This window comes from Actinoplanes couchii (genome assembly GCF_016862075.1).
GTDB lineage: Bacteria > Actinomycetota > Actinomycetes > Mycobacteriales > Micromonosporaceae > Actinoplanes > Actinoplanes couchii.
The window spans coordinates 26070-52164 of the sequence record NZ_BOMG01000114.1 but is presented as its reverse complement, the minus strand read 5'-3'; the positions used below and the strand labels follow the sequence as shown (position 1 = coordinate 52164).

Below are 26095 nucleotides of genomic sequence, written 5' to 3'. Positions count from 1 at the left end.
GGCCCGTGGTTCCCGGGAATCAGCCGAATTTCAGCGGATTCCGTTCGTCGTCACGCTCCGCTATCCGGGCGACTGCGGCGCGGTACTGACCGGAAGTGATCTCGCTGGCCAGCAACTGGGCGACGAGCGCGCCCTCCAGGGTCGTCGGGGCCGCCACGCTCTCCACCGCCGGCTCGCCCGCCTGTTCCGCCGCGGCGTGCCTCCCCCTGACCTCGCGGTCCGGGAAGAGGAACGCCACGGCGACGATGACGACGCCGACAGTGACGATGATCAGGAACTCCATCACATCCACCTCCGCAGATCCCTATCCTGGCCCGGGCGAGCCCCGGTGGACAGGGACTTTCGGCCCTTAGTCCCCGTAGCGGTCGTACGAAACCGTCCAGTCGCCGAGTCCGTTCCAGATCGGCAGCTTCCGCGGGCTGTTCGTGACGTCGAGGATGTCACCGAGAAGGAAGTTCTCGTAGACCCACTTGGCGTCGGCGGTACTCAGGTTGATGCAGCCGTGCGAGCGGTTCTCCCGGCCCAGCGCGCCGTTCCACGGGGCGGCGTGCAGGAACTCACCCGAGTACGAGATCCGGGTGCAGTAGTCCACGACCATCGGCGCGTAGTAGTTCGGGTCGCTCTCGTCGCTGACGCCGTAGCTGCCGGAGCTCATCGTGTGCTTGCGCTCCAGGGAGAGCACCACGTGCGGGCCACCGGCGGTCCAGTAGCTGATCTTCTCACCGTTCGAGCCGGTGGTGCCGCCGCCCTTGCCGAGGCTGCTCTTCATCGTCCGGACCAGTTTGCCGTCGATGTAGACCTTGGTCATGTGCGTCCGGTTGTCGCTGATCGCGACTAGCTGCCGGCCGATCTTGAAGTTCGTCGAGGCGTTCTTCGCGCCGTACGTGGTCTTGCCCAGCTTGACCCCGTACATGTTGACCGCCACCTTGATCTTGGTGCCGGCCTCCCAGTACTTCGCCGGGCGCCAGTGCACCGTGGTGTCGTTCTTCCACCAGAACTTGCCCTCGACCTGGGGCGACGTGGTGATCTCGATGGCCTTCTCGGCCGCCTTCTTGTTCACCGCGCGGCTGAACGCGACGATCACCGGCTGGCCGGCGCCGTACGTCTTGCCCTCCTTGAGGGAGGTCATCGCGTTGGCCTGGAAGGTGACCTTCGCGGTGTTCTCCGGCTTCAGCGTGGTGAACGTGACGTCCTCGGTCTTCTCGCCGCCGACGCTGTCCGCGGTGGTGACGCTGACCGTGTACTTCTTGCCGTACGCCAGGTCCTCGGTCGACGCCCAGGTGCCGTCGTCCTGCAGCTTGCCCTCGATCTCGGCCTTGCCCGCGGTGACCTTGACCGTCTTGAGCGTGCCGTCGGTGACACTGACGGTGATCGGCTCGACCGGGGAGACACCGGTCGCGCCGGCCTCCGGCTTGACCGTCACCGTGACCGGCTTGGCCTGCTCGATGTTCGCCACCGGGTCGACCCACGCGGTGGTGTCGGTGGCACCCGCCTTCCCAGCGCCGGTGCTGGTGCACCCGGCAGCGGTGGCAGTGGCGGCGACGGCGGCCACGCCCGCGGCGCCGATGATCACCTTACGTCGTCGAATCATGACTCTCACAATCGAGGGGTCCCGTTGGCGCCATCCCTGGCCCTACTGAACAAGACGTGCGCGAGGCCCGAATCGTTGCCCATTGAGTCGATCAAAGGATGGAGTTGCGTCATCCTGACAGATCTGGATCCGATCCGATACACCGCATCGACCGCGACCTGTCCACTCTGCGCCCTGATGCCGCTTTTGCCGGGCCGGGTGGTCGATGTCACCGCCCACACGGATGACCCCGGAGGTCGAGCTGACCTCCCGGGTGGGCCTGCCCCTGGCCAACCTCTCGATCCTGAAGAACGGTCACGCCCGTGCGATCCGGTGCCGTCGATCCAGAACGTGTCCGGGTCGCCGTCGGCTCCGGCACACACCGGGGCGGCCGGCCGGAACGAGGAGGCGGTCACCCGGTCGGCGCGGCGGGTCAGGTCGGCCCCCGGCGGTGGGGCGGTGACGGTGACCGGCATGGACACCCGCTGCGCGCCCCTGGTCACCGTGACCGCAGCCGGGCGGGGCGGGCGGTCCGGGCGGGCGCGGTGCGAACAGTCTGCGGCGCGCGACCATGCTGCGAAGCTACCGACGACCGCCCGCCTCACGTCCGCTTCGACGGCAGATTTCCGGATAACTCGTGGTGACTTACCCGTCCGATGATCACCGCTCCCGGCCCGTGGATCAGCACGCTGGCGATCACCGTCAGGGTCATCGTGGTCAGCGCGGTGTCCGCCAGCTCCCCCGACGGCAGATCGTTGAAGGCCAGCAGGCCGAACACGATCGACGTGGTCCCGCGCGGCCCGATCGCCCCGATGATCAGCCGCTCCCGCACACTGGTGCTGGACCGGATCATGGCGAGCAGCATCGGCACCACCCGGACCACGGTCAGCACACCCAGGCAGTAGAGGACGACCTTCCAGCCGACCCCCTCGCGGACGGTCATCACCACCACGTTGCCGAGGAAGAACCACATCCCCACGGTCAGCAGCGCCGCGGTGTCCTCCAGCAGTTGCAGCTCCGGGGTCTGCGCCACCACCTTCATGCCCTTGCGCGGCGCCACCTGCCGCAGGAACCGGAACGCGATCCCGCAGACGAACGCGGCCACGAACCCGTTGCCACCGAGTTCCACGGTGGCGGTGTAGGTGAACAGCGGCAGCGCGACCACCAGGATCCGCCGGGACTGGCCGGTCACCCACTCCCGGCGTTCGGCCAGGTTCATCAGCCAGGCGACGCCCAGCCCGAACGCGAACCCGCACCCGACCGCCTTCACCGCGGACGGCACGGCGGTGGCCAGGGCTTCGAGAGGGGTGTCGGCCGGGGACGAGGTGCCGGCCAGGATCAGCGCGAACGCGAAGATCGGCGACACGATGCCGTCGTTGTAGCCGCCTTCCACATTCAGCACGTCGCGCACCCGGGCCGGTACGAGACGGTCCCGGACCAGGGACTCGGCGGGCGCCAGGTCGATCGGGACCAGCGCGCACGCGATCACCAGCAACGCCGCCCAGGACAGGTCGGCGGGCAGCAGCAGGCCGCCCAGCCACACCGCGGCGACCAGGCTCAACGGCATCGCGATCAGCAGGGTGCGCACGGCCATGCCGGGTTCGGCGCCGAACAGCCGCCCGCCGTGGACCTCGGTGGCGTCGACGAACAGCAGCACCGCGAGGATGATCTCGGCGACGTGCTGGGCGACACCCTCGTCCAGGCTCGCGGCGATCGCCGGGGTGACCAGGCCGGTGGCGATGCCGGCGAGGACCATCACGAGCGGGGCCCGGACGTTCCATTCTTCGAGGCGGCGGGCGTAGAGCGACCACAGTCCGGTGACGGCCGCGATCACCACCAAACAGAGGATCACGGCCTACGGTACGCCGACGAATCAGCCCGCCGGGGCGAGAACGATCTCGAACCACACCCGTGACCAGGAGTTCCCGTCGAGATCCCGGCCGTCCGGGGCGGGTGTCCCGGCCGGCTGCGGCACGAAGTCCTTGATCAGCGAGTCGCGCACGCCGAAGACGCTGTCCGCGGCGAGCAGCTCGTCCCCGCGTACAAAAATGTGGGTCACCAAGGTCCGGTGCCCTTCGGCCGTGACCATGAAGTGCAGGTGCGAGGCCCGCATCGGGGACCGCCCGGTGGCGGCGAGCAGCTCACCGACCGGCCCGTCATCAGGGATCGGATAGGGCGTCGGCTCGATCGCCCAGAACCGGTAGCCGCCGTCCGCGCCGGTGTGCAGGTGCCCGCGGGCGGCGGTGCGGCCGTCGTCGTACTGCACGTCGTAGCGGCCGTCGTCGTCGGCCTCCCACACCTCGATCCGGGCACCGGCCACCGGCTGCCCGGCGGTGTCGGTGACGGTGCCCTCGACCCAGCACGGCCGGCCCGGCGCACCACCGGCGATGTCACCACCGGGCGGGATCGCGGGCGAGCCGTCGACGAAGAACGGGCCGAAAACGGTCGCCTCGGTGGCGTCCCGATGGGCCTCGTTGTTGACGGTGACCGTCTGCATGGACACCCCGAGCACGTCGGAGAGCAGGATGAACTCCTGCCGGTTCCGGTCGGTGGCATGCCCGGTAGCGGTCAGGAAGGCGATCGCCCGCTGCCATTCCTCTTCGGTCAGGCGGGTCTCCCGGACGAAGTCGTGCAGGTGCCGGGTGAGCGCCCGCATCAGCTCCTTCAGCCGCGGGTCGGGAGTGCCGTCGAACGACGCCAGCACCCGTTCGATCAGCTGCTGTTCGCGGTTCTCCTGCTCGGTCGTCATGCCGGCTCCTCCCCCGCCCAGGCGCGGTGCAGCAGTGCGGTCAGGGACTCGGCGGTCACCGGCACCGGGTTGCCGGGCGGCACCACCGTCAGGATCGCGGTCACCGCCGCGGGGATGTCCTGCTCACGCAGGCCGTGGTCCCGCAGCGCGGTGGGTGCGCCGATCTCCTCGCGGAGACCCCGCAGACCACCCGGGCCGAAAGCGTCGGTGAGACGGTCCGGGACCGCCTTTCGATTCCATTGCATGACGTACGGCAGGACCACCGCGTGCGTCTGGGCGTGCGGAAGGTTGAACATGCCGCCGAGCACGTGACAGATCTTGTGGTGCAGTCCGGAACCGGCCGACGCGAAGGCGACGGCGGCCAGGTGGGCGCCGTACAACGTCTGCTCCCGGCCCTGCGGTGTCCGGATGTCGCGCAGTCCCGCGCTCAGCGCCCGGGTGCCCTCGACCGCCAGGGCCGCGTTGATCGGATCGGCGCGCGGCGCCCACATCGAGTCGACACAGTGCGCGATCGCGTTGAGCCCCGACGCGACGCTCACATCGATCGGCAGCGTCGCGGTGAGGGTGGCGTCGTACAGCACCGTCCGGGGCAGCACACGCCGGTCGGTGCCCGTGGTCTTCTGACCGTTCTCGGTCATGCCCCAGACGTCGGTGGCCTCCGACCCGGCATAGGTGGTGGGCACCGCGACGATCGGCAGGCCGGTGCTCAGCGCCACCGCCTTGGCCAGTCCGGTGGCCGAGCCGCCGCCGACGCTGACCAGTACATCCGCCTCTTCCCGTCGCGCGGCGGCCTCCGCACGTCTACTCACGTCGACCGGCACATGCATGACCACCTCGCGGTGATGGACGGCTCCGGGCAGCACGTCACCGGACTGGCGGGTGATCACCATCGGTCGCCGGCCGAGACGCTCGACCTCAGCGGCCAGCATGTCGACGGACCCGAACACCACCCGCTGCGGCAGCGTCTCGTGGGTGAAGGAGAGCATGATGCCCATCATCCATTCCGAGGAGGTCCGGTGTCAGCGTTCGGTCCCGCCCTGTTCGTGTCCCGTATCGACCGCGCCGTCATCCGCGAACCGGAACAGGCCGTGATCATCGCCCTGATCCGGACGGCCGCGTCCGCGTCACAGGCCCGGATCTACGACTACGACGAGTGCGAACCGGAAGCGCTGGGCGTGCTCCTGCACTCGGACTACGGCTACCAGCATCTTCCCGACGACGCCCGGCAGGAACTGGACGACGCGTGGGAAGCGGAGGGCCACCGGGTGGCGGCGGTCGTCGAACGCCGTCGCCCCGGCGTGTACGAGTACCGGACCTATCCCGTCGAGGACTGAACCCGGTCCGTTTCGGATCATCGGGCACCATGGGAGCCATGGCCATCCGAAGAGTGATCATCGCCGGGGGTGGCGTCGCGGGCACCGCGACCGCGCTCGCACTGCACCACGCCGGCATCGAGTCCGCAGTGTACGAAGCGCACGAATCAGGTGGCGCCGACGCCGGGGCGTTCCTGACCGTGATGCCGAACGGGATGGCCGGGCTCGACACGATCGACGCCGCCGACGCGGTGACCGCGGTCTCCTACCCGGCCCGGACGGTGACCCTGCTCGACGACACCGGGCAGCGGCTCGGGCACCGGCCGATCGACGCGCCGTCCCGGTCACTGACCCGGGCCGCGCTCTACCGGGCGCTGCAGGAACTGGCTGTCGCCCGGGGCATCCCGGTGCACCACGGCAAGCGGATGACCGGCGCCGACGGCGGTGTAGTCACGTTCGCCGACGGCACCACCGCAAGCGGGGACGTGCTGGTCGGCGCGGACGGCATCCACTCCCGGACCCGGCGGCTGATCGACCCGGACGCTCCGGAACCGCGGTGGGCCGGGCAGCACGTGATCTACGGGTACACGCCCGGGAATCCAGCCGGGCTCGATCTCGACGAGTACTACATGATCCGCGGGAAGCGGGGTTTCTTCGGGCTGACCGTTCCGGACGGGGACGGGCGGACCTGGTGGTTCGCCCGGGTGCCCGGCTCTGGCCCTCTTCATGACGGCCCCTGGCGTCAGCTGGCGCTGGATGCCTCCCGGGAAGACAGCACTCCGGCGCACGATCTGATCGCGGCGTCCGAGCGGGTCGTCGGCGGCGACTCGTTCGACATTCCGACCACCCCGCACTGGCACGGCGGCAGCATGGTCCTGACCGGGGACGCCGCGCACGCCGCGGTTCCGGCCGCGGCGCAGGGCGCATCGATGGCGATCGAGGACGCGGTCGCCCTGGCCACCGCGCTGCGCGAGCACGACGAGATCAAGGACGCTTTCCTGGCGTACGAACAACGCCGTCGCGCCGAGACCGAGGAGACCGTCGCCGCGAGCTCCCGGATGGGCTCCGCGTAAGGTGGGCCCGCATGAATGATCTTCTCGTCGTGGCCGGATGGCACCCTCGTCTTCGACGTCCCCCGCGGTGACGCCACCGTGGAGTGGCCGTTCTGGCTGATGGGCGGCGCCTGCCGGGTGAAGACCCCGGCCGGTGCGTGGATCGTCTCCTTCGGCCGCCCGTTCCCGGACGCGCCGAGCCCCGATCACCTGTCGATCCCCCGGGCCACCTCCGTGCTGGAGGGTGTGCACCAGCAGCCCGCCGAGGCCCTGGCCAAGGCGATGATCATGCCCGAGCCGGGGCTGAGCGACACCAAGGTGGGCCGGAGCATCGGCCCCAAGGTCAAGGCTGCCCTTTAGTCGCCTTCTCCCATGCCGCCTGCCAGTCCAGTGATGGATTGGCGGCGGCGTCGGCGGCCAGTTCCGGATCGTCGAGCAATTCGCGGAGACGGCCGGCCGACAGGCGTGGACAGCGAGCCATCTCCCGGCGTACGACAATCTCGGGGTCTCGGGTCAGGCGGTTGATCGTCGCCGGATCCGCGTCGGGATCCCGGGCGACCAGGCGGCGCACCCACCAGTCGGAATGGTCGGCGAATCGAGCCAGACCATGGGCCGGGAACTGCGGCCGGGTCAGCAGCTTCTCTCGGTACATACCGTCGAGAAAACAGCGGAGCAGCAGTTCACCGGAAGCGCCGGGCTGGTGCCGCGCCACTTCCGTCCACACCCGCACATCGGAATCCGCAGCAAGAACAGCGACCAGCTCGGCCGGCAACTCCGGATGTTCCGCCGCCCGCCGGCGCTTCCGCGGATTCCCGGACCGAGCCCATTCCGCCGGGTCGAAGTCGGCCTTGTAGGCCAGGGCCGCCCGCTCGTTCTCGGACAGATACGCGTGCTCAGCGATCCTCGTCCGAACCTCCTCGACGGGATCGGCGGCCAGCGTGGCGATCTGCTCGGGGGTCAGGTCCGGCCGGGTGGCGGCCGCGGCGCGCACCTCCGGAGCGGCATCGGCCACCAGAGCCGCGATCTGCTCGACGGTCAGATCCGCGCCGGCGGCGATGCCGCCCCGGACCTCGGTGTCCGGATGCCGGGAAAGGGCGGCGACCAGGTGCGCCGGCAGGGTCTTGTTCCAGGCGACGGACCGGATGATCTCCAGGTCACCGGAGGCGGCGATCTGCTCGGCGAGTGCCGGGGACAACGGTCGCTGCACGACGTCCCAGGTCGCGTGGCAGTGCTGGGGCGGCAGATCCGCCGGCTGCATGACACGCTCCCGTTCCGCGATCCGGCCCGCCGCGACCGCCGCCACGCCCTGATCAGGATCGGTCGTGAGGCGTTGCAGTTCGTCACCCCAGGCTTGACTCGCGGCCAGCAGGCGCAGCAGTTCGTGTTCGGCCATCTCCTCCTGCAGATCCCGGGGCAGTTCCGCCCGTTCGGAAATCCCGAGAGCCACCGGCAGGGGCCATTTCCGGAGCATCTCCCGGAGTACGCCCACCGGAACCGCCGGATTCTCCGCCAGCCCGCGCAGCACCTCAACCATGGTCGTTCCCCGTTCCCCGCTCGAGTTCACTGATCCGCCGACCGGCATAGATCTGCAACACCAGGCAGCCGGCGAGTTCGTCACGGCGATCGTGCACCAGTCCGGCCAAACCCGGGTCCGCGACCATCGCCGTCAGCAGAGCCATCACATCGTCCACCGGATCCGGATCACCGGCGGCGGCCCGTTCGGTGGCGTGATCCAACAGCCCGTGCAGGGCCGCGGCGAAGTAGCGGTCCGCGGTCATCCCCGCCAGTGACAGATCCGGCCCGAGTTCGGCCCGCTCGGCGTCGATGATCCAGGCCCGGGCCTCCGCGCTCCACTCGCACAACCAGGCCCGCGCCACCTGCGCGGTCACGTCCGGTCGACCGTCCGGCACCGGCCTCAGCGTTACCGGCCAATCCGGCGGAAGGTAGGTCAGGTCCTCGTCGCGGTAGCCCAGACCGCGGCGGGTGAGCGGACCGGCGTACGCCCGATAGAAGAATGGCAGTTCGGTGGTGAGACCGTCCTTGTCCAGCACGCGGATCTGAGCCGCACTCTGCACCATGTGGTCACCATCGGCGATCAGCAGTTCAAGGATGGTCAGACAGCGGCGGACCAGGACAAGGTCACCGCGCCGAGCGGCGTCATCCAGCACGTGCCGGAAAACCGACATGTACGTGTATGTGCCGACATACTCTCCGTCTTCTTCCTGAAGGATGAGGTCCCGAGCTTCCGGCAACACATCCCACAGAAAGTCCCGAAACCCGAGGCAGCCGATCACGTCATAGTTGACTTCTCCCCGTCCTCAAAGGACGAGGATTCCGGCGGTCGCCCGCCGGGTTTCCTGCTTCATCGCCGACAGCCCCGCACGGAGATTCCCCCGTTGAGGTCTTACACCAGCTCCACAGACCGCGACCGCCAGCCCGGCGGCCAAAGTCGTCCGCGCCGCGTTCACATCCCGATCATGGACCGCCCCGCAGCCGGCGCAGGTCCACGCCCGAACGTTCAACGCCATCTTCTCCGCGAGGTGCCCGCACACCGAGCACAGCCGGGTGGACGGGAACCAGCGGTCGATCACGATCAGATCCCGCCCGTACCAGGCACACTTGTAGGTGAGGAACTCGCGAAACATCCGCCACCCGGCATCACTGATAGCGCGCGCCAGCGAACGGTTCTTGACCATGTTGCGCACAGTCAGGTCCTCGATCACGAGTACTTGGTTCTCGTACACGAGCCGAGCCGTCAATTTATGTAGGTGATCCCGCCGTCGGTCGGCGATGCGGGCATGGATACGGGCGACCTTGACCCGGGCTTTGTCCTGGTTCCTGGAGTCCCTCTCTTTGCGGGCCAGTGCTCGCTGGGCGCGGGCGAGGCGTCGGCGATCAGATTGTTCGTGGCGGGGATTCTCGATCTTCTCGCCGGTGGACAGGGTGAGCAGGTGGATGAGGCCGGCGTCCATGCCGACCGCGTTCGTGGTGGCGGGCAGTGCGGGGATGGCGTCCTGGCAGAGCAGGGACACGAACCAGCGGCCCGCACTGTCCCGCGACACCGTCACCGTCGACGGCGACTGTCCTTCGGGTAACGGCCGTGACCAGACGATGTTCAGGGATTCGGCCATCTTGGCCAAGGTGAGACGGCCATCCGCATAGCGGAACGCGGACGCGGTGAACTCCGCCGACGCCCGGGACCGGCGCTTGGACTTGAACCGCGGATACCGGGCCCGTTTCTCCCAGAACGCGATGAACGCACCCTGCAGATGCCGCAGACACTGCTGCAAGGGCACACACGACACCTCATTGAGGAACGCGAGGTCCTCGGTCCTCTTCCACGCGCTCAGCATCGCGCTGATCGCCGCGTAGTTCACCCGCTCGTGACGCTGGCGCCAGGCAGTACTACGGGCGTCCAAGGCTAGGTTGTAGACCAGACGGACACACCCGAACGTCCGGTTCAGCAGGTCCGCCTGCTCCGGAGTCGGGTAGAAACGGAAGCGGTAGGCCCGTTTCACGGTCGAGGTCACACCTAGTTGTTAGCACACCCGTTCGGAATCAAATTCGCCGGGTCTCTGTGGACAAATGCCGAACCGCCGTGACGGCGAATCGGCTACTCTGGCCTGCTCCGCAGGGATTCGTTTCCTCTCTGGTGTGAAAGCCGGAGCATCGCCGGAAGGATTCTGATGACCGTATTCCACACCAGCACCCGGTTCCTGACCGGCGCGGCCGGTGTAGCACTGGGTCTGTACACCGGCGGCATCAACATCACCGAGCCGGAGCCCGACTGGCACATCACCCTCTTCGCCACGGTGACGCTTCTCGGCGGAATCCTCCTGCTGGCCCAGGCCCGCAATCCAACCCCACCCCGAGACCGGCCCTGATCACAGGAGCGGCAGTAGGCGCGGCAGGCCTGGTGGCAGGAATGCTGACCCCACTACGCCAGACCTGCTGCGACACGGTGTGGACGGTGACGCTGGGACTCCCCCTACCGTGGACCACAGGCAACGGAGATACCGAGGCACAGGCCATGCACCAGGCCTGGACCGGCCCGTGGGATCCGATTTCCGCAACAGCAAACGTGCTGTTCTGGGCCTACGCCGCCGCAATCCTCACCCAGGCCCTCAGCCACATCCTCAGGCCCACACCCCTCCCGACCGCCACCGCCGCCGATTAGACGGCGACGGGACGGATCAGGAATCGGCGAAATCCCCGGACCACGACCGGGCTCAGCGGCGGATCCGTTCCTGGAGCAGCTGGACCAGGTGGACTCCGGAGACGCCGGCCAGGTCGTCGGCCTGGGTTCGGCAGGAGAAGCCGTCGGCCAGGAAGACGTCGCCGTCCTCGGCCTTCTCCAGGGCCGGGAGCAACTGCTGCTCCGCGACCTGCACCGACACCTCGTAGTGACCGCGTTCGACGCCGAAGTTGCCGGCCAGGCCGCAGCAGCCGCCGAGTCGCTTCACCGTGGCGCCGGCCTTCTTCAGCAGCTTGGCGTCGGCGTCCCAGCCCATCACCGCGTGATGGTGGCAGTGCGGCTGGGCGATCACCCGTACGCCCGCAAGGGAAGGTGGGGTGTAACCGGGAGTGGCCGCCAGCAGCTCGGCCACCGTCATCGTCGCTTCGGCGACCGCCTTGGCGGCCTCGTTGTCGACCAGTTCGACCGCGTCCTGCCGCAGCACCCCGGTGCAGGACGGCTCCAGGCCCACGATCGGGATGCCCTTCTTGACCGACTCGTGCAGTTCGGCGACGGTGCCGCCGAGGATCCGCCGGGCCGCGTCGAGCTGGCCGGTGGAGATCCAGGTGAGGCCGCAGCAGGCTTTCCGGCTGGCGATCTGCGGCGCGTACCCGGCGTCGACCAGCACGTCCACGGCGGCGCGGGCGATGTCCGGCGAGAAGTGATCGGTAAAGCTGTCCACGAACAGCACGACCGGTTTGTCGGTATGCACCGGCTTGAAGGTGGAACGGAACGTCTTCGGCGCGAATTTCGGGATATTCCGGCGCTTGTCGACCCCGGCCACCCACAACGCCACGCCCTTGACCCCCGGCAACCGGGTCGCCATGTTCGCCACCGCCGGCATCAGGGACGCCATCCGCGACCACCGGGGCAACCACCCCAGCGAATAGTGCGACCGAGGCCGCACCCGCCCCTTGTAACTCTGATGAATGACCTCGGACTTGTAGGCCGCCATGTCGATCCCGGTCGGACAGTCCGACGCACAACCCTTACAGGACAGACAAAGATCCAGCGCATCGTGTACGGCGGGAGAGCGCCAGTCCGGAGCCAGGTCTCCGTCGAGCATCTCCTGGAGGACACGCGCCCGCCCTCGGGTGGAGTCCTTCTCGTCCTTGGTGGCCAGGAACGACGGGCACATGACACCGCCGAGCACCCGCGTGTCGACCCGGCACTTGCCCACCCCCGTACAGCGGTGAACTGCCTGGTTGAAGTCTCCTCCGTCAGCGTGGTACGCGAGCGCCAACGGAACGGTGACCTTGCGCGCCTGGGAGACACGGATGTTGGCGTCGACCGGATCCGGGTCGACCAGGTTGCCCGGGTTGAGCAGGTTGCGCGGGTCGAACACGCCCTTGATCTGCCGGAACAGGTCCATGGCCGCGGGCGAGTACATCCGGCTGAGCAGCTCGGAACGGGCCCGGCCGTCGCCGTGTTCGCCGGAGAGCGAGCCGCCGTAGCTGACCACCAGGTCGGCGGCGTCCTCCAGGAACGCCCGGAACAGCGCCGGTCCGTCCGTCTTGTCGAGCGGGAAGTCGAGCCGGACGTGCACACAGCCGTCGCCGAGGTGCCCGTACGGCATGATCGACAGCCCGTGCCGGGCGGTCAGCTCGTCGAAGTCGCGCAGGTAGGCGCCGATCCGCGCGGGCGGCACCGCGGCGTCCTCCCAGCCGGCGTGCGCGGGCAGGCCGCTCGGGGCGCGCCCGGCCAGTCCGGCCCCGTCCTCGCGGATCTTCCACAGCGGGGCGGCCTCGGCCGGATCCTCGACGATCCGGTGGTCGATCGCCTCGGACGCGTCGACCAGGCGTTTCGTCCGGTCCCGGACCTCGTCCAGGTCGTCGCCGGCCACCTCGATCATCAGCCAGGCGGTGCCGCCGGGCAGGGGCGGGACCGCGTTCGGGCCGCGGCGGGACCGGACCACGTCGCAGATGCGGTGGTCGAGGCCCTCGCAGGCGGTCGGCTTGAACTCCAGGATCTTCGGGATGACGTCCCCGGCCGTACCGAAATCGGGGTATCCGAGAACGATCATCGTGCGGTGCACCGGGTCGGCGACCAGCCGGACCGTGGCCTCGGTGATCACCGCGAGGGTGCCCTCGCTGCCGACCAGGAACTCGGTGAGGTTGAAGCCGTTCTCCGGGAGCAGGTGCTCGACGGCGTACCCGGAGACCTGGCGGCCGAAGGTCGCGAACTCGGTCCGGCCGGTGGCCAGGTTGTCGCCGACGAGCGACCGCAGGGCCTCGGTGACCTTTTCGGCCCCCTTGAGCGGATTTGTCACCAGCTCGTCGCCGTCGATCGTGTACGCGCGCAGACCCAGCGTGTTGTCCGAGGTCCGCCCGTACCCCAGCGTCCGCGCCCCGCACGAGTTGTTGCCGATCATGCCGCCGATGGTGCAGCGGGTGTGTGTCGACGGGTCCGGCCCGAACCGCAGCCCGAACGGTTTCGCGGCCGCCTGCAGCACCGACTGCACGGTACCGGCCTGCACCCGCGCGGTCCGCGCCTCGCCGTCGACCTCGAGAACCCGGTTCATGTGCTTGCTGAAGTCGAGGATCAGCCCCGGCCCGATCGCGTTGCCGGCCACCGAGGTGCCCGCGCCGCGCGCCGTGATCGGGATGCCCAGCTCACGGCTCACGCTCAGCGCGGCCAGCACGTCCTCGTCGTGGCGGGGCCGGACGATCGCCTGCGGCACCACCCGGTAGAGGGACGCGTCGCTGGAGTACGCCGACCGGTGCGCCGCGTCGGTGAGGATGTCGGTCACACCGGCCCGGCGCAGGCCGGCAATCAGTTCGGCACTGGTCACGCGGATCTCCAAGGCTGTTTTCGTGCTGGTCCGCCTCGGGCAGCGTGCAGCGGTGAACCTGCTTCGGACGTCGCCGTCATCGTAATCCGCCCCTCCGGACCCCTGGCAAACCGCCGTTTACCCTGTGAGATCACTCGCCCGGCCCGCTCGGCCCCCGCCGGACCACCCATCCCGTCCGGGGACCCGGGCCCGCACGACACACGCCGCGCGCGGCTTCCACATCCGGTGGATTACCACTTCGAGGCCCCCTGATGAGGGGAAACTCAACGTCCGATGAGGAGCTACCGGGTTCGTGCCAGCGCCTCGTGACAGCGGAACCGTGTCACATGGTCAACCTTTAGTGTTCGCCGCATCACACGAACCGAAAGGAACACCGCAGTGTCGATCCGCAGAATCATCACCGGCGCGCTCGTGGCCGGATTCGTGGCGGCCACCGCCGTCATGTCACCCGCCGTGGCGGCCCCCACGACCGGCGTCATCGCCGGGAAGCTCACCACCTCCTCCGGGGCGCCGGCCGCCGGGATCCCGGTCACCGTCGACGACGCGGAGACCGCCCGGCCCTGGTACACCACCACCGACACGGCCGGGCGCTGGTCGCTGCGGGTGCCGCCGGGCAGTTCGTACGTGGTGAGTTTTGTCGACGGCAGTTACCGGCAGTACTCGCCGCAGGTGCTGGAGTTCGCCGACGCCACCCGGCACACGGTGCGCGCCGGGCGTACCGAAAGAATCAGGGAGAGCCTGCTGGAAGCCGCCTCGCTGACCGGGCGCCTCACCGACGCCGCGGGGGCGCCGGTCGGGAACGCGCGCGTCAGCCTGCTCACCTCCTACGCCTTCGAGCTGTGGACGACCACCGACGCCGACGGCGGCTACCGTTTCGACAAGCTCGCCCCCGGCGCGGTCAAGATCTCGTTCCATCTGGCCGACGGGCGGGTCCAGTGGGCCCACCAGAAACCGTCGTGGGACGAGGCCGACGAGATCGTCCTGACCCTCGGCGGCACCGCCACAGTGGATGATCAACTACTCTGAGTGAACCGATGGACGACGACCGGTGTCCCTTCGGGGACACCGGTCGATTGATCAAAACGCTCCGGGACCGTACTCTCCTCATGAATCGCCATCATTGAACCGTTTTGCAGCGGTTCGCCGCGCCCCCGAGGAGACGCGAGTGAAGGACGGCCAGCAGCGCGCCGAGCTGCGGATCGCCGGTTACATCAAGCCGGTCCCGAGGCACGCAGCACACGAGGAACGGGCCCGGATCGCCTGGCCGGACATCGCCGAGTACTGGCCGGACTCCCCCACCGCGCTCCTCCCACCGAACGCGCACAGCGTCGCCCACGAGGACCCGGACGATCAGCGCAACCGGTCGTGGGTGCGCGGCCCGGTCGTCCTCACCGGAATGACGGCCCTGCTCGTCGTCTTCGGGACGGTGCTGCTGGCCCGGCCGCTGGCCAACTCGGAGATCGCCGCCCGTCCGGTGGCCGCACCGACCGGCCCGATCCAGCTCGACCCGATCCCGGTGGCGTCGCCGTCACCGTCGTTCTCGTTCTCGCTGCCACCGGCGGCCGCGTCCCCGTCGCTCTCCCCGTCGCCGTCGGCGTCCACCGCGCCGGCCGCCCCGAAACGCGCCCGGTTCGAGTTCGTCTCCGGCGTCACCGTGCTGTCGGTGCGGATCATGGATCTGGACGGCGACAGTTACCGGGTGACCTCGCCGGACGGGGCCGCCGTCGACGCGGAGACCACCTTCTCCGGCGGTGTGCTGCGGGTCGACGTCAAATCGACGGACTCCGGCACGGTCGAGGTCGCCCTGAGCCGTGAAACCGTCTGGCACCTGAGCCTCGGCGCCGGGGTCAAGACCCTCAACTTCGACAGCACCGAGGGTACGGTGTCCCGGATCGACCTGGACGGCGGCGCCGAATCGATGAACCTGTTCCTCGGCAAGCTGGCCGGCGTGGTCCCGGTCCGGATGACAGGCGGCGTCGGCTCCTGGGCCATCCACACCGTGGTCCGCATCCCCACCAGGGTGTACGTCCGGGCCGGAGCCGGCAACGTCACCCTGTACGGCAAGGCGAGCGGCGGCACCGCCCCCGGCGCGGTCCTCGGCAACGACGACCTGGGCAAGGGCCCGGCCCTCGACATCGAGGCCACCGGCGGCATGGGAAGCCTGGAAGTGAAACGAAGCTGACCAGTCCCCGGGCCGGCCGGATCCCAGGTCCGGCCGGCCCGGCCCCTTCGACGATCCGGAAGCCTTCCTCCGTTCATAGTGGACGGCAGCGACTCGGCCCCTCAGTCTCGTCCGATCGACGGTCCTGACCAGCCACTTCGCACCCCGTCGGCGATGTAGGTTTCGCCGAGGTCTCGTGACGAGGAGTGGTGATGGCGGAAGAGAGCTGGCACGCCGCGCGACTGATTCCGACCTCCGGAATCAACGGCGCCGACGAACAGGAACGCCGGGCGACATCGGCGCTGCTCGCGGTGATGAGTGCGGTCCGGGAGTTCGGGCGGGCACTGACACAGCCTTACGGCGCGCCCGCCGGAACGGTGCAGACCTTCATCGAAGTTCCGTTCACTCTCGGTGACGGCAAGTCGTTCCCGGACGGTCTGATCAGGGTGGCCCGTGGGCAGCGCCAGTGGACGGCGCTGGTCGAGGTCAAGACCGGTACCAACGAGTTGCAGGCCGAGCAGTTGGAGCGCTACCTGGACATCGCGAAGGAGCAGGGTTTCGACGCGCTCATCACGATCTCGAACGAGATCCCCCCGATGGCCGGGCAGCATCCGACCCGGGTCGACAAACGCAAGCTGAAGAAGGTGGCGCTGCACCACATCCCTTGGTCGGAGGTGCTGACCGTCGCCGTGCTGCAGAAGGAGTACCGGGGCGTCGCCGACCCGGACCAGGCGTGGATCCTCGGTGAGCTGATCCGTTACCTGGAACACCCGAAGTCCGGTGCGCTGGAGTTCAGCGACATGGGCCCCTCTTGGGTACCGGTCCGGGAATCCGTCAGCGCGGGAACCCTGCGCCCCACCGACGCGACGGTACCCGAGGCGGCCGGACGGTTCGACGCGCTGGTCCGATACGCCGGGCTGCGCCTCGGGCGGCAGCTGGGCACCGATGTCGTCCCCGCGCTGACCCGCCGGGAACAGACCGAGCCCTTGGTCCGTACCCAGGCGCTGGTCGGTCAGCTGGCGACGACCAGCACGATGACGGCATCGTTGCGTATCCCGGGCGCGGTGGGCACGCTGTCGGTGACCGCGGATCTGCGTGCCGCGCGGATCACCTGCCATGTCGATGTGGAGGCGCCCCGCGAAGGCCGGCCGACGACCCGGGTGAACTGGCTGGTCCGCCAGCTGAGAGACGCGCCGGAGACGGTGCGCCTGGAGTCCTGGGCCGCGCACGCCCGCGGGGCGGGCAGTGCCGAACTGCTGAGGGTGGTCCGGGACAACCCGGCGGCACTGATCGGCGACCCGGCCAAGGAGTTGCGCACCTTCCGGGTGGCGCTGACCTCGACGGCCGGCACGAAGCGCGGCCGGGGGCGCGGCGCGTTCATCGACTCGGTCCTGGACGCGATCGACGACTTCTACGCCCAGGTGATCCAGAACCTGAAGCCCTGGATGCCGGCCCCGCCCAGAATGCGCGCGGCCGAGGAGACGGAGCCGGTTGCGGCGGCCCTGGTCTCCACCGCGCTGTCATCCCAGGACGCCCCGGAACCTGCCGCCTCAGCAGTCGAACAGGGCGCGGCCTGAAGCTTCGCCCTGGTCGTGGGGCCGCTCGGCCCCACGACCAGGGCGTGATCGCCCGCCTTGTGGATGTGTCCGCCCGGACGGTGGGCTCACACCCCGGCGGGTGATCTCACCGGGAGGGTGGCTTCTTCTCGGCCTGGTGTTTGATCTCCTCGGCCAGGGAGCGGATCCGCTGGAGGCGGGCGTCCCATGACGCGCCGACCGAGGAGAGTTGGGCCACCGCGCGGGCCAGCTGGGCGTCGTCGACGCGGTAGCGGCGTTCGCGGCCGGACGGGGAACTGCGGACCAGGCCGGCCCGTTCCAGGACGGACAGGTGTTTGGCCACGCCCTGCCTGGTCACCGTCAGGCGCTGGCCCAGCGAGGTGGCGGTGCCATTGCCGTTGTCGGCCAGCAGCAGGTCGAGCATGCGGCGCCGGGTGGGATCCCCGATCGCCTGCCACAGGTCGTCGTCGACGATCACGGCGTGACGTGCAGGGACGCGACATAGGGGGCCAGTTGCGGCAGGAAGTGGTCCCAGCCGTTCTCGTGATCACGGTGGTTCTGTGCGACCACGACCTCGCTCCAGCCGCGCTCGCGGAACCCGGACTCGGTCATCCGCAGCATGGTCCCGCCGCCCTCCGGCGTGAGGTCGAACGTGACCAGGTACGAGTTGCCGGCCGCCGCGGTCTCCCCCACCGCGTGGTTCCACCGGAACGAGAACGACCGCGGCGGCCGCACGTCGACCACGGTGAACTGCTCGACCTTGGCGCCGTCGCCGGTGGAGCAGGACTTGCTGTCCGCGCCGAACACGATGTGCCCGGGCTCCCCCGGTGTCAGCGCGTAGGCCGCCTCGTCCGGCCACCAGCGCTGGACGTGCTCGGGCTTGCTGACCACGTCGAACACGATCTCCGGCGCCGCGTCGACGTAGATGGTGCGCTCGATGCTTCCGTATTCCATCAGATCCTCCTGCAACCTTTGGTTGCGCATGACGTTACCTCCCGGAACAGCCACGCGCAACCAAAGGTTGCGGATCACAACTCCCGATCCGGCTGCCCCGGCAGGGACAGCACCCCGGTCACCCCCTCCGGCAGGGTCACGTCGGCGGCGACCGAACCGTCGCCGGCGAGCCGCCACGACACCTCGATCCGGCCGTGCGGCGTGTCGAGCCCGGCCCGCGCCCAGGTCAGCCCGCCTCCGGGCCGGGGCGCGATCCGCACCCGCGCATACCCCGGCGCGAGGGCGTTGATCCCGCCGACGGTCCGGTGCATCCAGTCCGCCACGGCCCCGAGCGCGTAGTGGTTGAAACTGGTCATCTCCCCCGGGTTGATCGACCCGTCCGGGAGCATCGAGTCCCACCGCTCCCAGATCGTGGTCGCCCCCATCGTCACCGGGTACAGCCAGGACGGGCACTCCCGCTCGGTGAGCAGCCGGTACGCGGCGTCGAGATGACCGGTTCTGGTCAGCGCGTCGAGAATGTAGGGCGTCCCCGCGAACCCGGTGGAGACCCGATATCCGCTGGCGGCGACGAGTTCGGCGAGTCGCCGCCCGGCAGTCTCACGAAGCGAGGGATCAAGCAGATCAAATTCGATGGCCAGCGTGTACGCAGTGGTGCAGTCGGAGTGGACCACACCGTCAGCCGACACATAGGCGGCATGGAAGGCGTCCCGGGTCCGAGAAGCGAGCGCGGAGAACTCGTCGGCGTCCGCGGTGTTCCCGAGCAGAGTGGCGGTGGCCGCGACCAGCAACAGCGACCGGTGATAGGCGGCGGTGGCGACCACTCCCGGATCGGCTTTGGCCTTCGCCGGATTGTCGGCCGGCGCGTCCGGGTCGAGCCAGTCCCCGAACTGGAACGAACCGTCCCACACGCCGGAGGGTGACAGCAGGGTCCCCACCCGCCGGACGTGCGCCACCATCGACGGATATTGACGTTCGAGAATCGTCCGATCGCCGTAGGCCTGCCACAGTGTCCACGGAACCCAGACCGCGGCGTCGGACCAGAAGGCCGTGCTGTCCGGGTCGGGAAAGTCCGGCGGGCTCCCCTGGTATTTGAGGATGTCCGGGATGACGAACGGCACCAGCCCGTCCGCCGCGGACTGTTCGGCGGCCAGATCGGCGAGCCAGTCCGCGAGAAACGCCGACGTGTCGAAGAGATAGGCCGCGGTCGGTGCGAAAACGGCCAGATCCCCGGTCCACCCGAGCCGTTCGTTGCGCTGCGGGCAGTCGGTGGGCAGGTCCAGGAAGTTGCCCCGGGTGCTCCACACGACGTTGCGGTGCAGTTGATTGAGCAGTTCGTCGGAGCAGGCGAAGTCCCCGGTCCGGCGCAGATCGGAATGCACGACGACGGCTTCGAGAGAGAGCGGGACATCCGCGGGCCAACCGCTGACCTCGGCATACCGGAATCCGTGGAAGGTCAGCGTCGGCTCGAAGAAATCGGATCCCCCGCTGAGGATGAACCGGTCGGTGGCCTGGGCGTCCCGCAGCGGCCGGGTGCCGAGTTCGCCGTCCTCGAGCACCTCGGCGTGCCGGATCCGGATCTCCGAGCCGGCCGGCCCGGTGACGGTGAATCGCACCCAGCCGACCAGGTTCTGCCCGAAGTCGACAAGCGTCCGCCCACTCGGCGATGCCGACACGGAAACCGGCGCGATGGCCTCGTGCCGGGTGACGACCGGACCGATGTAGGGCGTGAGCAACGACGTGTCGAAGTCCAGCTCGCGCGTTCTCAGATGCCAGGTGCGCAGCTCGGTCCGCTGCCGGGCGTCGATGGTCTGCCCGTGATACAGATCGTCCGCGATCACATCCGAATTGTCGGCACTCCACGTCTCATCGGTGGCGATGACCTGCGTCGACCCGTCGGCGTAGTCGATCTCCAAAGCGGCGATCACCCCGAGCCGGTCCCCGTAGAAGGCCCGCCCGCCCATGAATCCGAGCCGCCCGCGGTACCACCCGTTGCCCACCAGAACGGTCAGCGTGTTGGATTCCCCCAGGAGAGCGGTGACGTCATGAGTGACGTACCGCAGCCGATGTTCGTAAGAGGTCCATCCCGGACTGAGAACGTCCGGTCCGACCGGCTTCCCGTTGATCCGCGCCTCGTGCACGCCCAGGCTGCTGATCCTCAGCGTCGCCCGGGAAACATCACCGGACGACAGCGAGAACTCCTTGCGGAAGACCGGTGCGCTGCCCAACTCGGTAACTGTGGTGATCATCCGACCCTGCATGCGGCTCAACCTTTCACCGAACCGGCGATCATGCCGGACACGATCTGGCGCTGGAAGATCATGAACATGACCAGCGGCGGCACCGTGATCAGGAGGATGTCCATGAAGAGGAGGTTGTAGGAGTTGGTGTACTGCCCCTGGAAGTTGAAGAGGGTCAATTGCACAGTGGCGTTCTCGTCGCCGGGCAGGAAGTAGAGCGGGCTGGCGAAGTCGTTCCAGATGAACACCGTCTGCACCACCACGACGGTCACGATGATCGGCCGCAGCAGCGGGAGCACGACCCGGAAGAACAGGCTGAGCGGCCCGGCGCCGTCGATGGTCGCCGCCTCGTCCATCTCCTTGGGGATCCCGGCGATGAAGGCCTGGAAGAGCAGGACACAGAACGCCATCGCGTACGCGATCTCGACCAGGATCAGACCGGGCATCGTCTTGAAGAGCCCGAGTTTCTGCAGCACCCAGATCGTCGGCACGACGGCCGGCGGCAGCACCAGTCCGGAGAGGATGACCAGGTTGACCGCCTTCGTCCACCGGCTCTTGCGGCGCTGGAGCACGAAGGCGGCCATCGATGCCAGCACGACCACCACGGAAACGCTCGCCACGGTGAGGATCGTGCTGTTGATGAACGCGATGATGAGCAGATAGTCGCGGGCCTCCACGACCGCGACGAAGTTCTCCACCAGCGCCCACCGCGTCGGCCACGAGAATTCCAGCGCCGCCGATTCCTGCTGCGTCTTCCCGGCGGTGAGCAGGATGAAGGCGAACGGCAGCAGGAAGACGACACCGAACAGACTGATCGCCACCGCGCTGAGCGGCCAGCTGAGACGACGCGTACTCACTGGTTGTCGTCCTTTCGGTTGAAGAACCAGAACAACGGGAGCGCGATCAGGATCACCAGCAGGAAGAGGACGACGTTTCCGGCGGTGGAGAGACCGTAGAAACCGGCCTGGTACTGCTTGTAGATGACCGACGCCATCACGTCCGAGGTGAAGCCCGGTCCGCCTTTGGTCATCGCCCAGATCAGGTCGAACTTGCGCAGCCCGCCGATCAGCGACAGCAGGATCACCGAGACGGTGGCCGGTTTCGCCAGCGGCAGGGTGATCCGGCGGAACCGGTGCCAGGCGGATGCCCCGTCCACCTTGGCGGCCTCGAAGTACTCGCCGGGGATGGACAGGATGCCGGCCATGTAGATCACCGTGGCCAGGCCGACACCCTGCCAGACGTCGACGAACGCGACCGACAGCAGCGCCCAGTCCGGGTCGACCAGCCAGGCCGGGCCGGTGATGCCGGCCCAGCCGAGGATCTGGTTGATCACGCCTTCGGTGGGGTGCATCAGCACCTGAAAGGTCAGGCCCACCCCGATCGTGCTGACCAGGACCGGGAAGAACGCCACCGACCGCATGAACCCGCGGCCCAGGATCGGGGCGGTCAGCAGCACCGCCAGGGCCATCCCGAGGATCACTTTCAGTCCCGAGGTGACGACCGCGTAGACCAGGGTGTGCCACAGGCCGGAGGCGAGCGCCGGTTCCCGGAAGAACTGCACGTAGTTGTCGAGTCCGATGAACTCCTGGTCGAACAGGGTCCACCGGGTCAGGCTGAACCAGAACGCCATCACCGACGGGACGAGGAAGAAGACGGTGAAGACCAGGCCCCCGGGAATCAGGAACCAGTACGGGTACGGGCTCTTGCGCAGCATCACCAGCCCGGGATCCTTCACCAGCCCTGGATCCCGAGCTGCTGGGCCTGCTTCTTGACGTCCTCGTCGTAGAGCTTCGCGGCGTCGCCGGCGGACCGGATGCCGGACCCGACCTCGACGGTGATCTGCTCCAGGGCCGGGCCCTTGATCGGGGACAGGAACTCCAGCGCCGGGCTGGCCTGACCGGCGTCAATGTAGGCGCTCAGGTCCTTGACCGCCGGGGCGACGTCGGCCGGCAGCGTGCAGCTCTTGACCACGAACGGGCCGCCGAGCGGGGCGGCGCTGCCGTACGCGGTGCAGCCCTCGGCGGAGGCGACGAACGCCTGGAACTTCTTCGCGGCGGCCAGCTTGTCACCCTCGGTGGACTTGGGGATGTAGATGCCGGACGGCTCCCACAGGGTGACGCCGTTCTTGCTCGCGTCGGTGCCGGGCAGAGCGAAGAAGCCGACGTCGTTCACCTTGCCGGGGGCGGCGGTGTCCAGCGCCGGGATCCCGAAGGTGATCATCGGGTAGTGGCCGGCCTTACCCTCGGCGACGGCGGCGAGACCGTCGTTGTACTTGGCCGACGCGAAGTCCTTGTTCCAGTACCCGGCCTTGTGCAGCTCCTCCAGGTGCTGGAACCCGGCCTGGGCGGCGGGCGTGGTGGCGTACTTCGCCTTGTTGTTCGTGTAGTTCTCGGCGAAGCCGGGATCGGCGGCGGCGACGTTGTGGAAGTCGGCGAGCACCAGGACCTGCGAGGTCCACGTCTCGCTGTAGGTCTGCTGGACCGGCGCCACCCCGGCCGCCTTGATCTTGGCGTTGTTGCTCATGAAGTCGGCCCACGTCTTCGGGACCTGGAGGCCGAGCTTGGTGTAGAGCGGCTTGTTGTAGAAGATGCCGCCGCCGACCGCCGGGCCCCACGGCGAGCCGTAGACCTCGTTGTTCGCGGTGACGACCTGCTTGAAAACCGGGTCCAGGTCGCCGACCCAGGCCTCGCCGGAGACCGGGGTTAGGTTGGTCTGCGGGGCGATGGCCTGCAGCAGCGAGCCGGAGTTGTATTCGAAGACGTCGGCCATGTCGGCGGTCGCGAGACGGGTCTTGACTAGGTTGTCACCCTCGCTGCCCTGCGGGCGGGTGTCCAGCTTGACGTCGACGCCGGTGTTCTTGGCCTCGAAGGCGGCGATCATCGCTTCGGCGACCTTGACGTTCGCCGGGTCGTTGTTGGTGAGGAAGGTGATCTGGGTCTGGCCCGCGGCGGTCTCGTCGCTGGAGCCGAGTGATCCCGCGCTGCAGCCCGACAGGCAGAGCGCGCCGGTGAGCAGCGCCGCACCGAGTTTCCTCATATGAACCTCCGGTTTCAGACATGTGTGTAGATCGGTCTCCGCGTGTAACTGGCGTCACAGTAGACCGGTCTACACTCGCTCCACAAGACGTTTTGCGAAACGTTTCAAAAAGCCGGAACCCGCTGCTGAGGGCTGCGGAGAACGGTCTACAGTGAGGCATATGTCGATCGCTAGGAGCCGGTCCGTCACGATCAGTGACGTGGCCCAGACGGCCGGGGTGTCCCGCGCCGCCGTGTCGAAGGTGATCCGCAACGCCTACGGGGTCAGCCCCGCGATGCGGGTGCGCGTCGAGGCCGCGATCGCCGAGCTCGGCTACCGGCCCAGCGTCGCCGCCCGGGCCCTGCGCGGGTCGAGTTACCGGCTCGCGCTGGAGATCCCCTGGGTCGGCGCCCGGTTCATGACCCAGATCGTCGAGGGCGCCCAGCTCGCCGTGGACGGGACGCCGTACCAGCTGGTCCTGGCCCCGGCCGAGGGCCACGCCTACGGCACCCTGGAGTCGATGGCCGACGGCATGGTCGACGGCATCATCGCGATCGCGCCGCTGACCGACCCGGAGTGGCTGGAGGCCTTCGCCGCCCGGGTTCCGGTGGTCATGATCGGACGGCACGACCATCCCCGTGGGTACGACACGGTGGTCGGCGACGACGTCGGCGGCGCCAACGCGGTGATGGACCACCTGCTCGGCCTCGGCCACCGCCGGATCGTGCACCTCACCGAACCGGAGACGGTCACCGCGCCCGGCTCCGGCACCCCGCACTCGGTCCGGCTGCAGGTCTACCGGGACCGGATGGCCACCGCCGGGCTGTCCGATCTGGTCGAGGTGGTCCGGCGCGACGACAGCCGGGCCGGCACCCTGGCCGCCACCCGCGAGCTGCTGGCCCGCGACGACCGGCCCACCGCGATCTTCGCCGGGCACGACGACATCGCGATGGACGCCCTGGCCGGGGTGGCCGCCGCCGGACTGACCGGGCGGGTCGCGGTCACCGGCTACGACGACACCGACCTGGCCCAGCACCCGCTGATCGACCTGACCTCGGTCGACCAGCAGGGTGTCGAGATGGGCGCCCGGGCCGCGACCATGCTGCTCGAGCGCCTCCAGGGCCGGACCGAGCCACGCCGGCACGTCGCCACCGCCACGCTGCGCGTCCGTGGTTCCAGCGGCCGGGTCGTCAGTTGACGAGCAACGGGCGCAACACCTCGTGGACGTACGTGTTGGGATGCTGCCCGTTGAACCTCTCCGCCGACGGCCCGTAAGCGGTGACCGGAACACTCTGCCCGGTGTGCCCCTTGGTGGTCCAGTCGATCCAGAATTTCAGCCCGGTGCCCTTGACCGGGAATGGCCCGTCGCCATCGGCGTAGTCCTCGATGGCCAGTCCCCCGGTCTCGTGGTCGCCGGTGACGACGACAAGCGTGTCCGGGTGGTTGGCGGCGAACGCCTTGGCCACCGCGACCGCCTTCTCCAGCTCCCCCATCGCCTGCAGCACCCGGGTGCCGTTGTCGCTGTGCGCGAACTCGTCCACCGCCTCCTCCTCGACCAGCAGGAAGAAGCCGTCCGGGTCGGCGGCCAGGCCGGTCAGCGCGGTGCGGGTCATGTCGGCCAGGGTGACCGGCGGCCGGTAGACGTCGCCCTGCCCCTCCGGCTTCTGCTGGAACAGCTCCTGGTTGGCGAACAGCCCGAGCACCTTGCCGGGTTTCACCGCGGCCAGCCCGGCGGCGTTCGTGACGTACTGGTAGCCGTCCGCCTTCGCCTTCGTGATCAGGTCACCCTTGGTGCCACGGCTGCCCTCGGCCGGGTCCTCGGCCGGCTTGTCGCGGTGCGCGCCCGGCTTACCGGCCGGCAACCACCAGTCCTCGCCGCCACCCAGGATCACGTCCGGTTTCGATCGCTCCAGGTACTGCCGGGCGATGTCGTCCTGGGCCGCCCGGTCCTTGGCGTTGGCGAAGAACGCCGCCGGGGTCGCGTCGGTGACCTGGGCGGTGGTGACCAGCCCGGTGGCCCGGCCGGCCTTCTTCGCCTCGGCGCCGAGCGCGGGCAGCGGATTGCCGGCCGGGTCGACGCTGACCGCCCCGTTGTAGGTGGCCACCCCGGTCGCCCAGGCGCTGGCCCCGGCCGCCGAGTCGGTGACGATCTTCGCCGGGTCGTCCGGGCTGGTGGTGAGGCGCCCGGACACCGGGAACGAGTCCATCATCAGGGTGCCGCGCGGCCCGGCGTAGAAGAGGCGGGCGGCCTCCCGGTGGGCGGCGCCCACGCCGTCGCCGTTGATGAAGATGACATTGCGGACGGTGCGTTGCGGCGCGCCGGTGTCCGCTTTCTTCCCGGCCCCCGCATCGGTGAGCGGGTTGAAAATGATCAGGCCGGCGGCGGCCAGGGTGCCGGCCACCACCGGGGCGACCAGCCACTGCACAGTTCTCGTCCGCATGACCTCAGTTAACGCCCCGTGA

25 protein-coding genes are annotated in these 26095 nt (G+C 69.0%); 9 read left to right on the top strand and 16 right to left on the bottom strand.

Going from position 1 to position 26095, the window contains the following annotated elements:
• Positions 1-19 precede the first annotated feature (19 nt).
• From Aco03nite_RS45580 to Aco03nite_RS45560, 5 genes are all read right to left on the bottom strand, one after another.
• Positions 20-283: a hypothetical protein gene (locus tag Aco03nite_RS45580; RefSeq protein ID WP_203808106.1), complete on the bottom strand. Its 264-nt coding sequence runs from the start codon at positions 281-283 to the stop codon at positions 20-22.
• Between the two features lie 66 nt (positions 284-349).
• Positions 350-1591, bottom strand: coding sequence for a L,D-transpeptidase (locus tag Aco03nite_RS45575; protein ID WP_203808104.1), 1242 nt, complete (start codon positions 1589-1591; stop codon positions 350-352).
• 580 nt (positions 1592-2171) lie between these two features.
• The gene (locus Aco03nite_RS45570) at positions 2172-3407 is read right to left on the bottom strand and encodes a cation:proton antiporter (RefSeq protein ID WP_239145973.1); all 1236 of its coding nucleotides are present in this window, start codon (positions 3405-3407) and stop codon (positions 2172-2174) included.
• Between the two features lie 36 nt (positions 3408-3443).
• Positions 3444-4319: a hydroxyquinol 1,2-dioxygenase gene (locus Aco03nite_RS45565; RefSeq protein ID WP_203808100.1), complete on the bottom strand. Its 876-nt coding sequence runs from the start codon at positions 4317-4319 to the stop codon at positions 3444-3446.
• Positions 4316-5305, bottom strand: a complete 990-nt coding sequence (locus Aco03nite_RS45560) for a maleylacetate reductase (RefSeq protein ID WP_203808098.1) — start codon at positions 5303-5305, stop codon at positions 4316-4318. The genes Aco03nite_RS45565 and Aco03nite_RS45560 overlap by 4 nt, the downstream gene beginning before the upstream one ends.
• A 30-nt stretch (positions 5306-5335) precedes the next feature.
• On the opposite strand from Aco03nite_RS45560, the gene Aco03nite_RS45555 reads away from it, so the two are divergent.
• From Aco03nite_RS45555 to Aco03nite_RS45545, 3 genes are read left to right on the top strand one after another with little or no spacing between them, the layout of a single operon-like run.
• Positions 5336-5653, top strand: a complete 318-nt coding sequence (locus Aco03nite_RS45555) for a hypothetical protein (RefSeq protein ID WP_203808096.1) — start codon at positions 5336-5338, stop codon at positions 5651-5653.
• Between the two features lie 44 nt (positions 5654-5697).
• Positions 5698-6705 (top strand): FAD-dependent monooxygenase, encoded by a 1008-nt coding sequence (locus Aco03nite_RS45550; protein ID WP_203808172.1) that lies wholly within the window; start codon positions 5698-5700, stop codon positions 6703-6705.
• Between the two features lie 15 nt (positions 6706-6720).
• Positions 6721-7044 (top strand): hypothetical protein, encoded by a 324-nt coding sequence (locus tag Aco03nite_RS45545; protein ID WP_203808094.1) that lies wholly within the window; start codon positions 6721-6723, stop codon positions 7042-7044.
• On the opposite strand, the gene Aco03nite_RS45540 is transcribed toward Aco03nite_RS45545, so the two are convergent.
• The 3 genes from Aco03nite_RS45540 to Aco03nite_RS45530 form a co-directional block, all read right to left on the bottom strand.
• Positions 7028-8218 carry a hypothetical protein gene (locus Aco03nite_RS45540; protein ID WP_203808092.1) on the bottom strand — a complete coding sequence of 397 codons (1191 nt, stop codon included), beginning with the start codon at positions 8216-8218 and terminating at the stop codon, positions 7028-7030. The genes Aco03nite_RS45545 and Aco03nite_RS45540 overlap by 17 nt on opposite strands.
• Positions 8211-8939, bottom strand: a complete 729-nt coding sequence (locus Aco03nite_RS45535) for a DUF7674 family protein (protein WP_444978846.1) — start codon at positions 8937-8939, stop codon at positions 8211-8213. The genes Aco03nite_RS45540 and Aco03nite_RS45535 overlap by 8 nt, the downstream gene beginning before the upstream one ends.
• 63 nt (positions 8940-9002) lie before the next feature.
• The gene (locus Aco03nite_RS45530; protein WP_203808088.1) at positions 9003-10214 is read right to left on the bottom strand and encodes an RNA-guided endonuclease InsQ/TnpB family protein; all 1212 of its coding nucleotides are present in this window, start codon (positions 10212-10214) and stop codon (positions 9003-9005) included.
• 156 nt (positions 10215-10370) lie between these two features.
• Between Aco03nite_RS45530 and Aco03nite_RS45525 the strand changes: the two genes are divergently transcribed.
• Entirely contained in the window at positions 10371-10568 is a 198-nt protein-coding gene (locus Aco03nite_RS45525; RefSeq protein WP_203808086.1) for a hypothetical protein, read from the top strand.
• A 32-nt stretch (positions 10569-10600) separates the two neighbouring features.
• Positions 10601-10861 carry a hypothetical protein gene (locus Aco03nite_RS45520; RefSeq protein WP_203808084.1) on the top strand — a complete coding sequence of 87 codons (261 nt, stop codon included), beginning with the start codon at positions 10601-10603 and terminating at the stop codon, positions 10859-10861.
• Positions 10862-10913: 52 nt separating this feature from the next.
• Here Aco03nite_RS45520 and Aco03nite_RS45515 read toward each other — a convergent pair whose 3' ends face one another.
• The gene (locus tag Aco03nite_RS45515; RefSeq protein WP_239145972.1) at positions 10914-13709 is read right to left on the bottom strand and encodes an FAD-binding and (Fe-S)-binding domain-containing protein; all 2796 of its coding nucleotides are present in this window, start codon (positions 13707-13709) and stop codon (positions 10914-10916) included.
• 378 nt (positions 13710-14087) lie between these two features.
• Between Aco03nite_RS45515 and Aco03nite_RS45510 the strand changes: the two genes are divergently transcribed.
• The 3 genes from Aco03nite_RS45510 to Aco03nite_RS45500 all read left to right on the top strand — a co-directional run bounded on the left by Aco03nite_RS45510 (position 14088) and on the right by Aco03nite_RS45500 (position 17447).
• The gene (locus Aco03nite_RS45510; protein WP_203808080.1) at positions 14088-14735 is read left to right on the top strand and encodes a carboxypeptidase-like regulatory domain-containing protein; all 648 of its coding nucleotides are present in this window, start codon (positions 14088-14090) and stop codon (positions 14733-14735) included.
• Positions 14736-14874: 139 nt separating this feature from the next.
• A complete protein-coding gene (locus tag Aco03nite_RS45505; RefSeq protein ID WP_203808078.1) occupies positions 14875-15891 on the top strand; it encodes a hypothetical protein in 1017 nt (338 codons plus the stop codon).
• A gap of 191 nt (positions 15892-16082) precedes the next feature.
• Positions 16083-17447, top strand: coding sequence for a stress response protein (locus Aco03nite_RS45500; RefSeq protein ID WP_203808076.1), 1365 nt, complete (start codon positions 16083-16085; stop codon positions 17445-17447).
• A 106-nt stretch (positions 17448-17553) separates the two neighbouring features.
• Here the strand turns inward: Aco03nite_RS45500 and Aco03nite_RS45495 are convergent, their stop codons facing one another.
• The 6 genes from Aco03nite_RS45495 to Aco03nite_RS45470 all read right to left on the bottom strand — a co-directional run bounded on the left by Aco03nite_RS45495 (position 17554) and on the right by Aco03nite_RS45470 (position 23653).
• The gene (locus Aco03nite_RS45495) at positions 17554-17904 is read right to left on the bottom strand and encodes an ArsR/SmtB family transcription factor (RefSeq protein ID WP_275415976.1); all 351 of its coding nucleotides are present in this window, start codon (positions 17902-17904) and stop codon (positions 17554-17556) included.
• Positions 17901-18380 (bottom strand): SRPBCC domain-containing protein, encoded by a 480-nt coding sequence (locus Aco03nite_RS45490; protein WP_203808075.1) that lies wholly within the window; start codon positions 18378-18380, stop codon positions 17901-17903. Before Aco03nite_RS45490 ends, Aco03nite_RS45495 begins: the two co-directional genes overlap by 4 nt.
• A 74-nt stretch (positions 18381-18454) precedes the next feature.
• On the bottom strand, positions 18455-20626 hold the full coding sequence (locus Aco03nite_RS45485) for an alpha-L-rhamnosidase (protein ID WP_239145971.1): 2172 nt from the start codon (positions 20624-20626) through the stop codon (positions 18455-18457).
• 17 nt (positions 20627-20643) lie between these two features.
• The gene (locus Aco03nite_RS45480; protein WP_203808071.1) at positions 20644-21474 is read right to left on the bottom strand and encodes a carbohydrate ABC transporter permease; all 831 of its coding nucleotides are present in this window, start codon (positions 21472-21474) and stop codon (positions 20644-20646) included.
• Entirely contained in the window at positions 21471-22352 is an 882-nt protein-coding gene (locus tag Aco03nite_RS45475) for a carbohydrate ABC transporter permease (RefSeq protein ID WP_239145970.1), read from the bottom strand. The genes Aco03nite_RS45480 and Aco03nite_RS45475 overlap by 4 nt, the downstream gene beginning before the upstream one ends.
• Positions 22349-23653 (bottom strand): ABC transporter substrate-binding protein, encoded by a 1305-nt coding sequence (locus Aco03nite_RS45470; RefSeq protein WP_203808069.1) that lies wholly within the window; start codon positions 23651-23653, stop codon positions 22349-22351. The genes Aco03nite_RS45475 and Aco03nite_RS45470 overlap by 4 nt, the downstream gene beginning before the upstream one ends.
• 160 nt (positions 23654-23813) lie before the next feature.
• On the opposite strand from Aco03nite_RS45470, the gene Aco03nite_RS45465 reads away from it, so the two are divergent.
• Positions 23814-24830 carry a LacI family DNA-binding transcriptional regulator gene (locus tag Aco03nite_RS45465; protein ID WP_203808067.1) on the top strand — a complete coding sequence of 339 codons (1017 nt, stop codon included), beginning with the start codon at positions 23814-23816 and terminating at the stop codon, positions 24828-24830.
• Here Aco03nite_RS45465 and Aco03nite_RS45460 read toward each other — a convergent pair.
• Positions 24823-26073, bottom strand: coding sequence for an alkaline phosphatase (locus Aco03nite_RS45460; protein ID WP_203808065.1), 1251 nt, complete (start codon positions 26071-26073; stop codon positions 24823-24825). The genes Aco03nite_RS45465 and Aco03nite_RS45460 overlap by 8 nt on opposite strands.
• Positions 26074-26095: the final 22 nt, after the last annotated feature.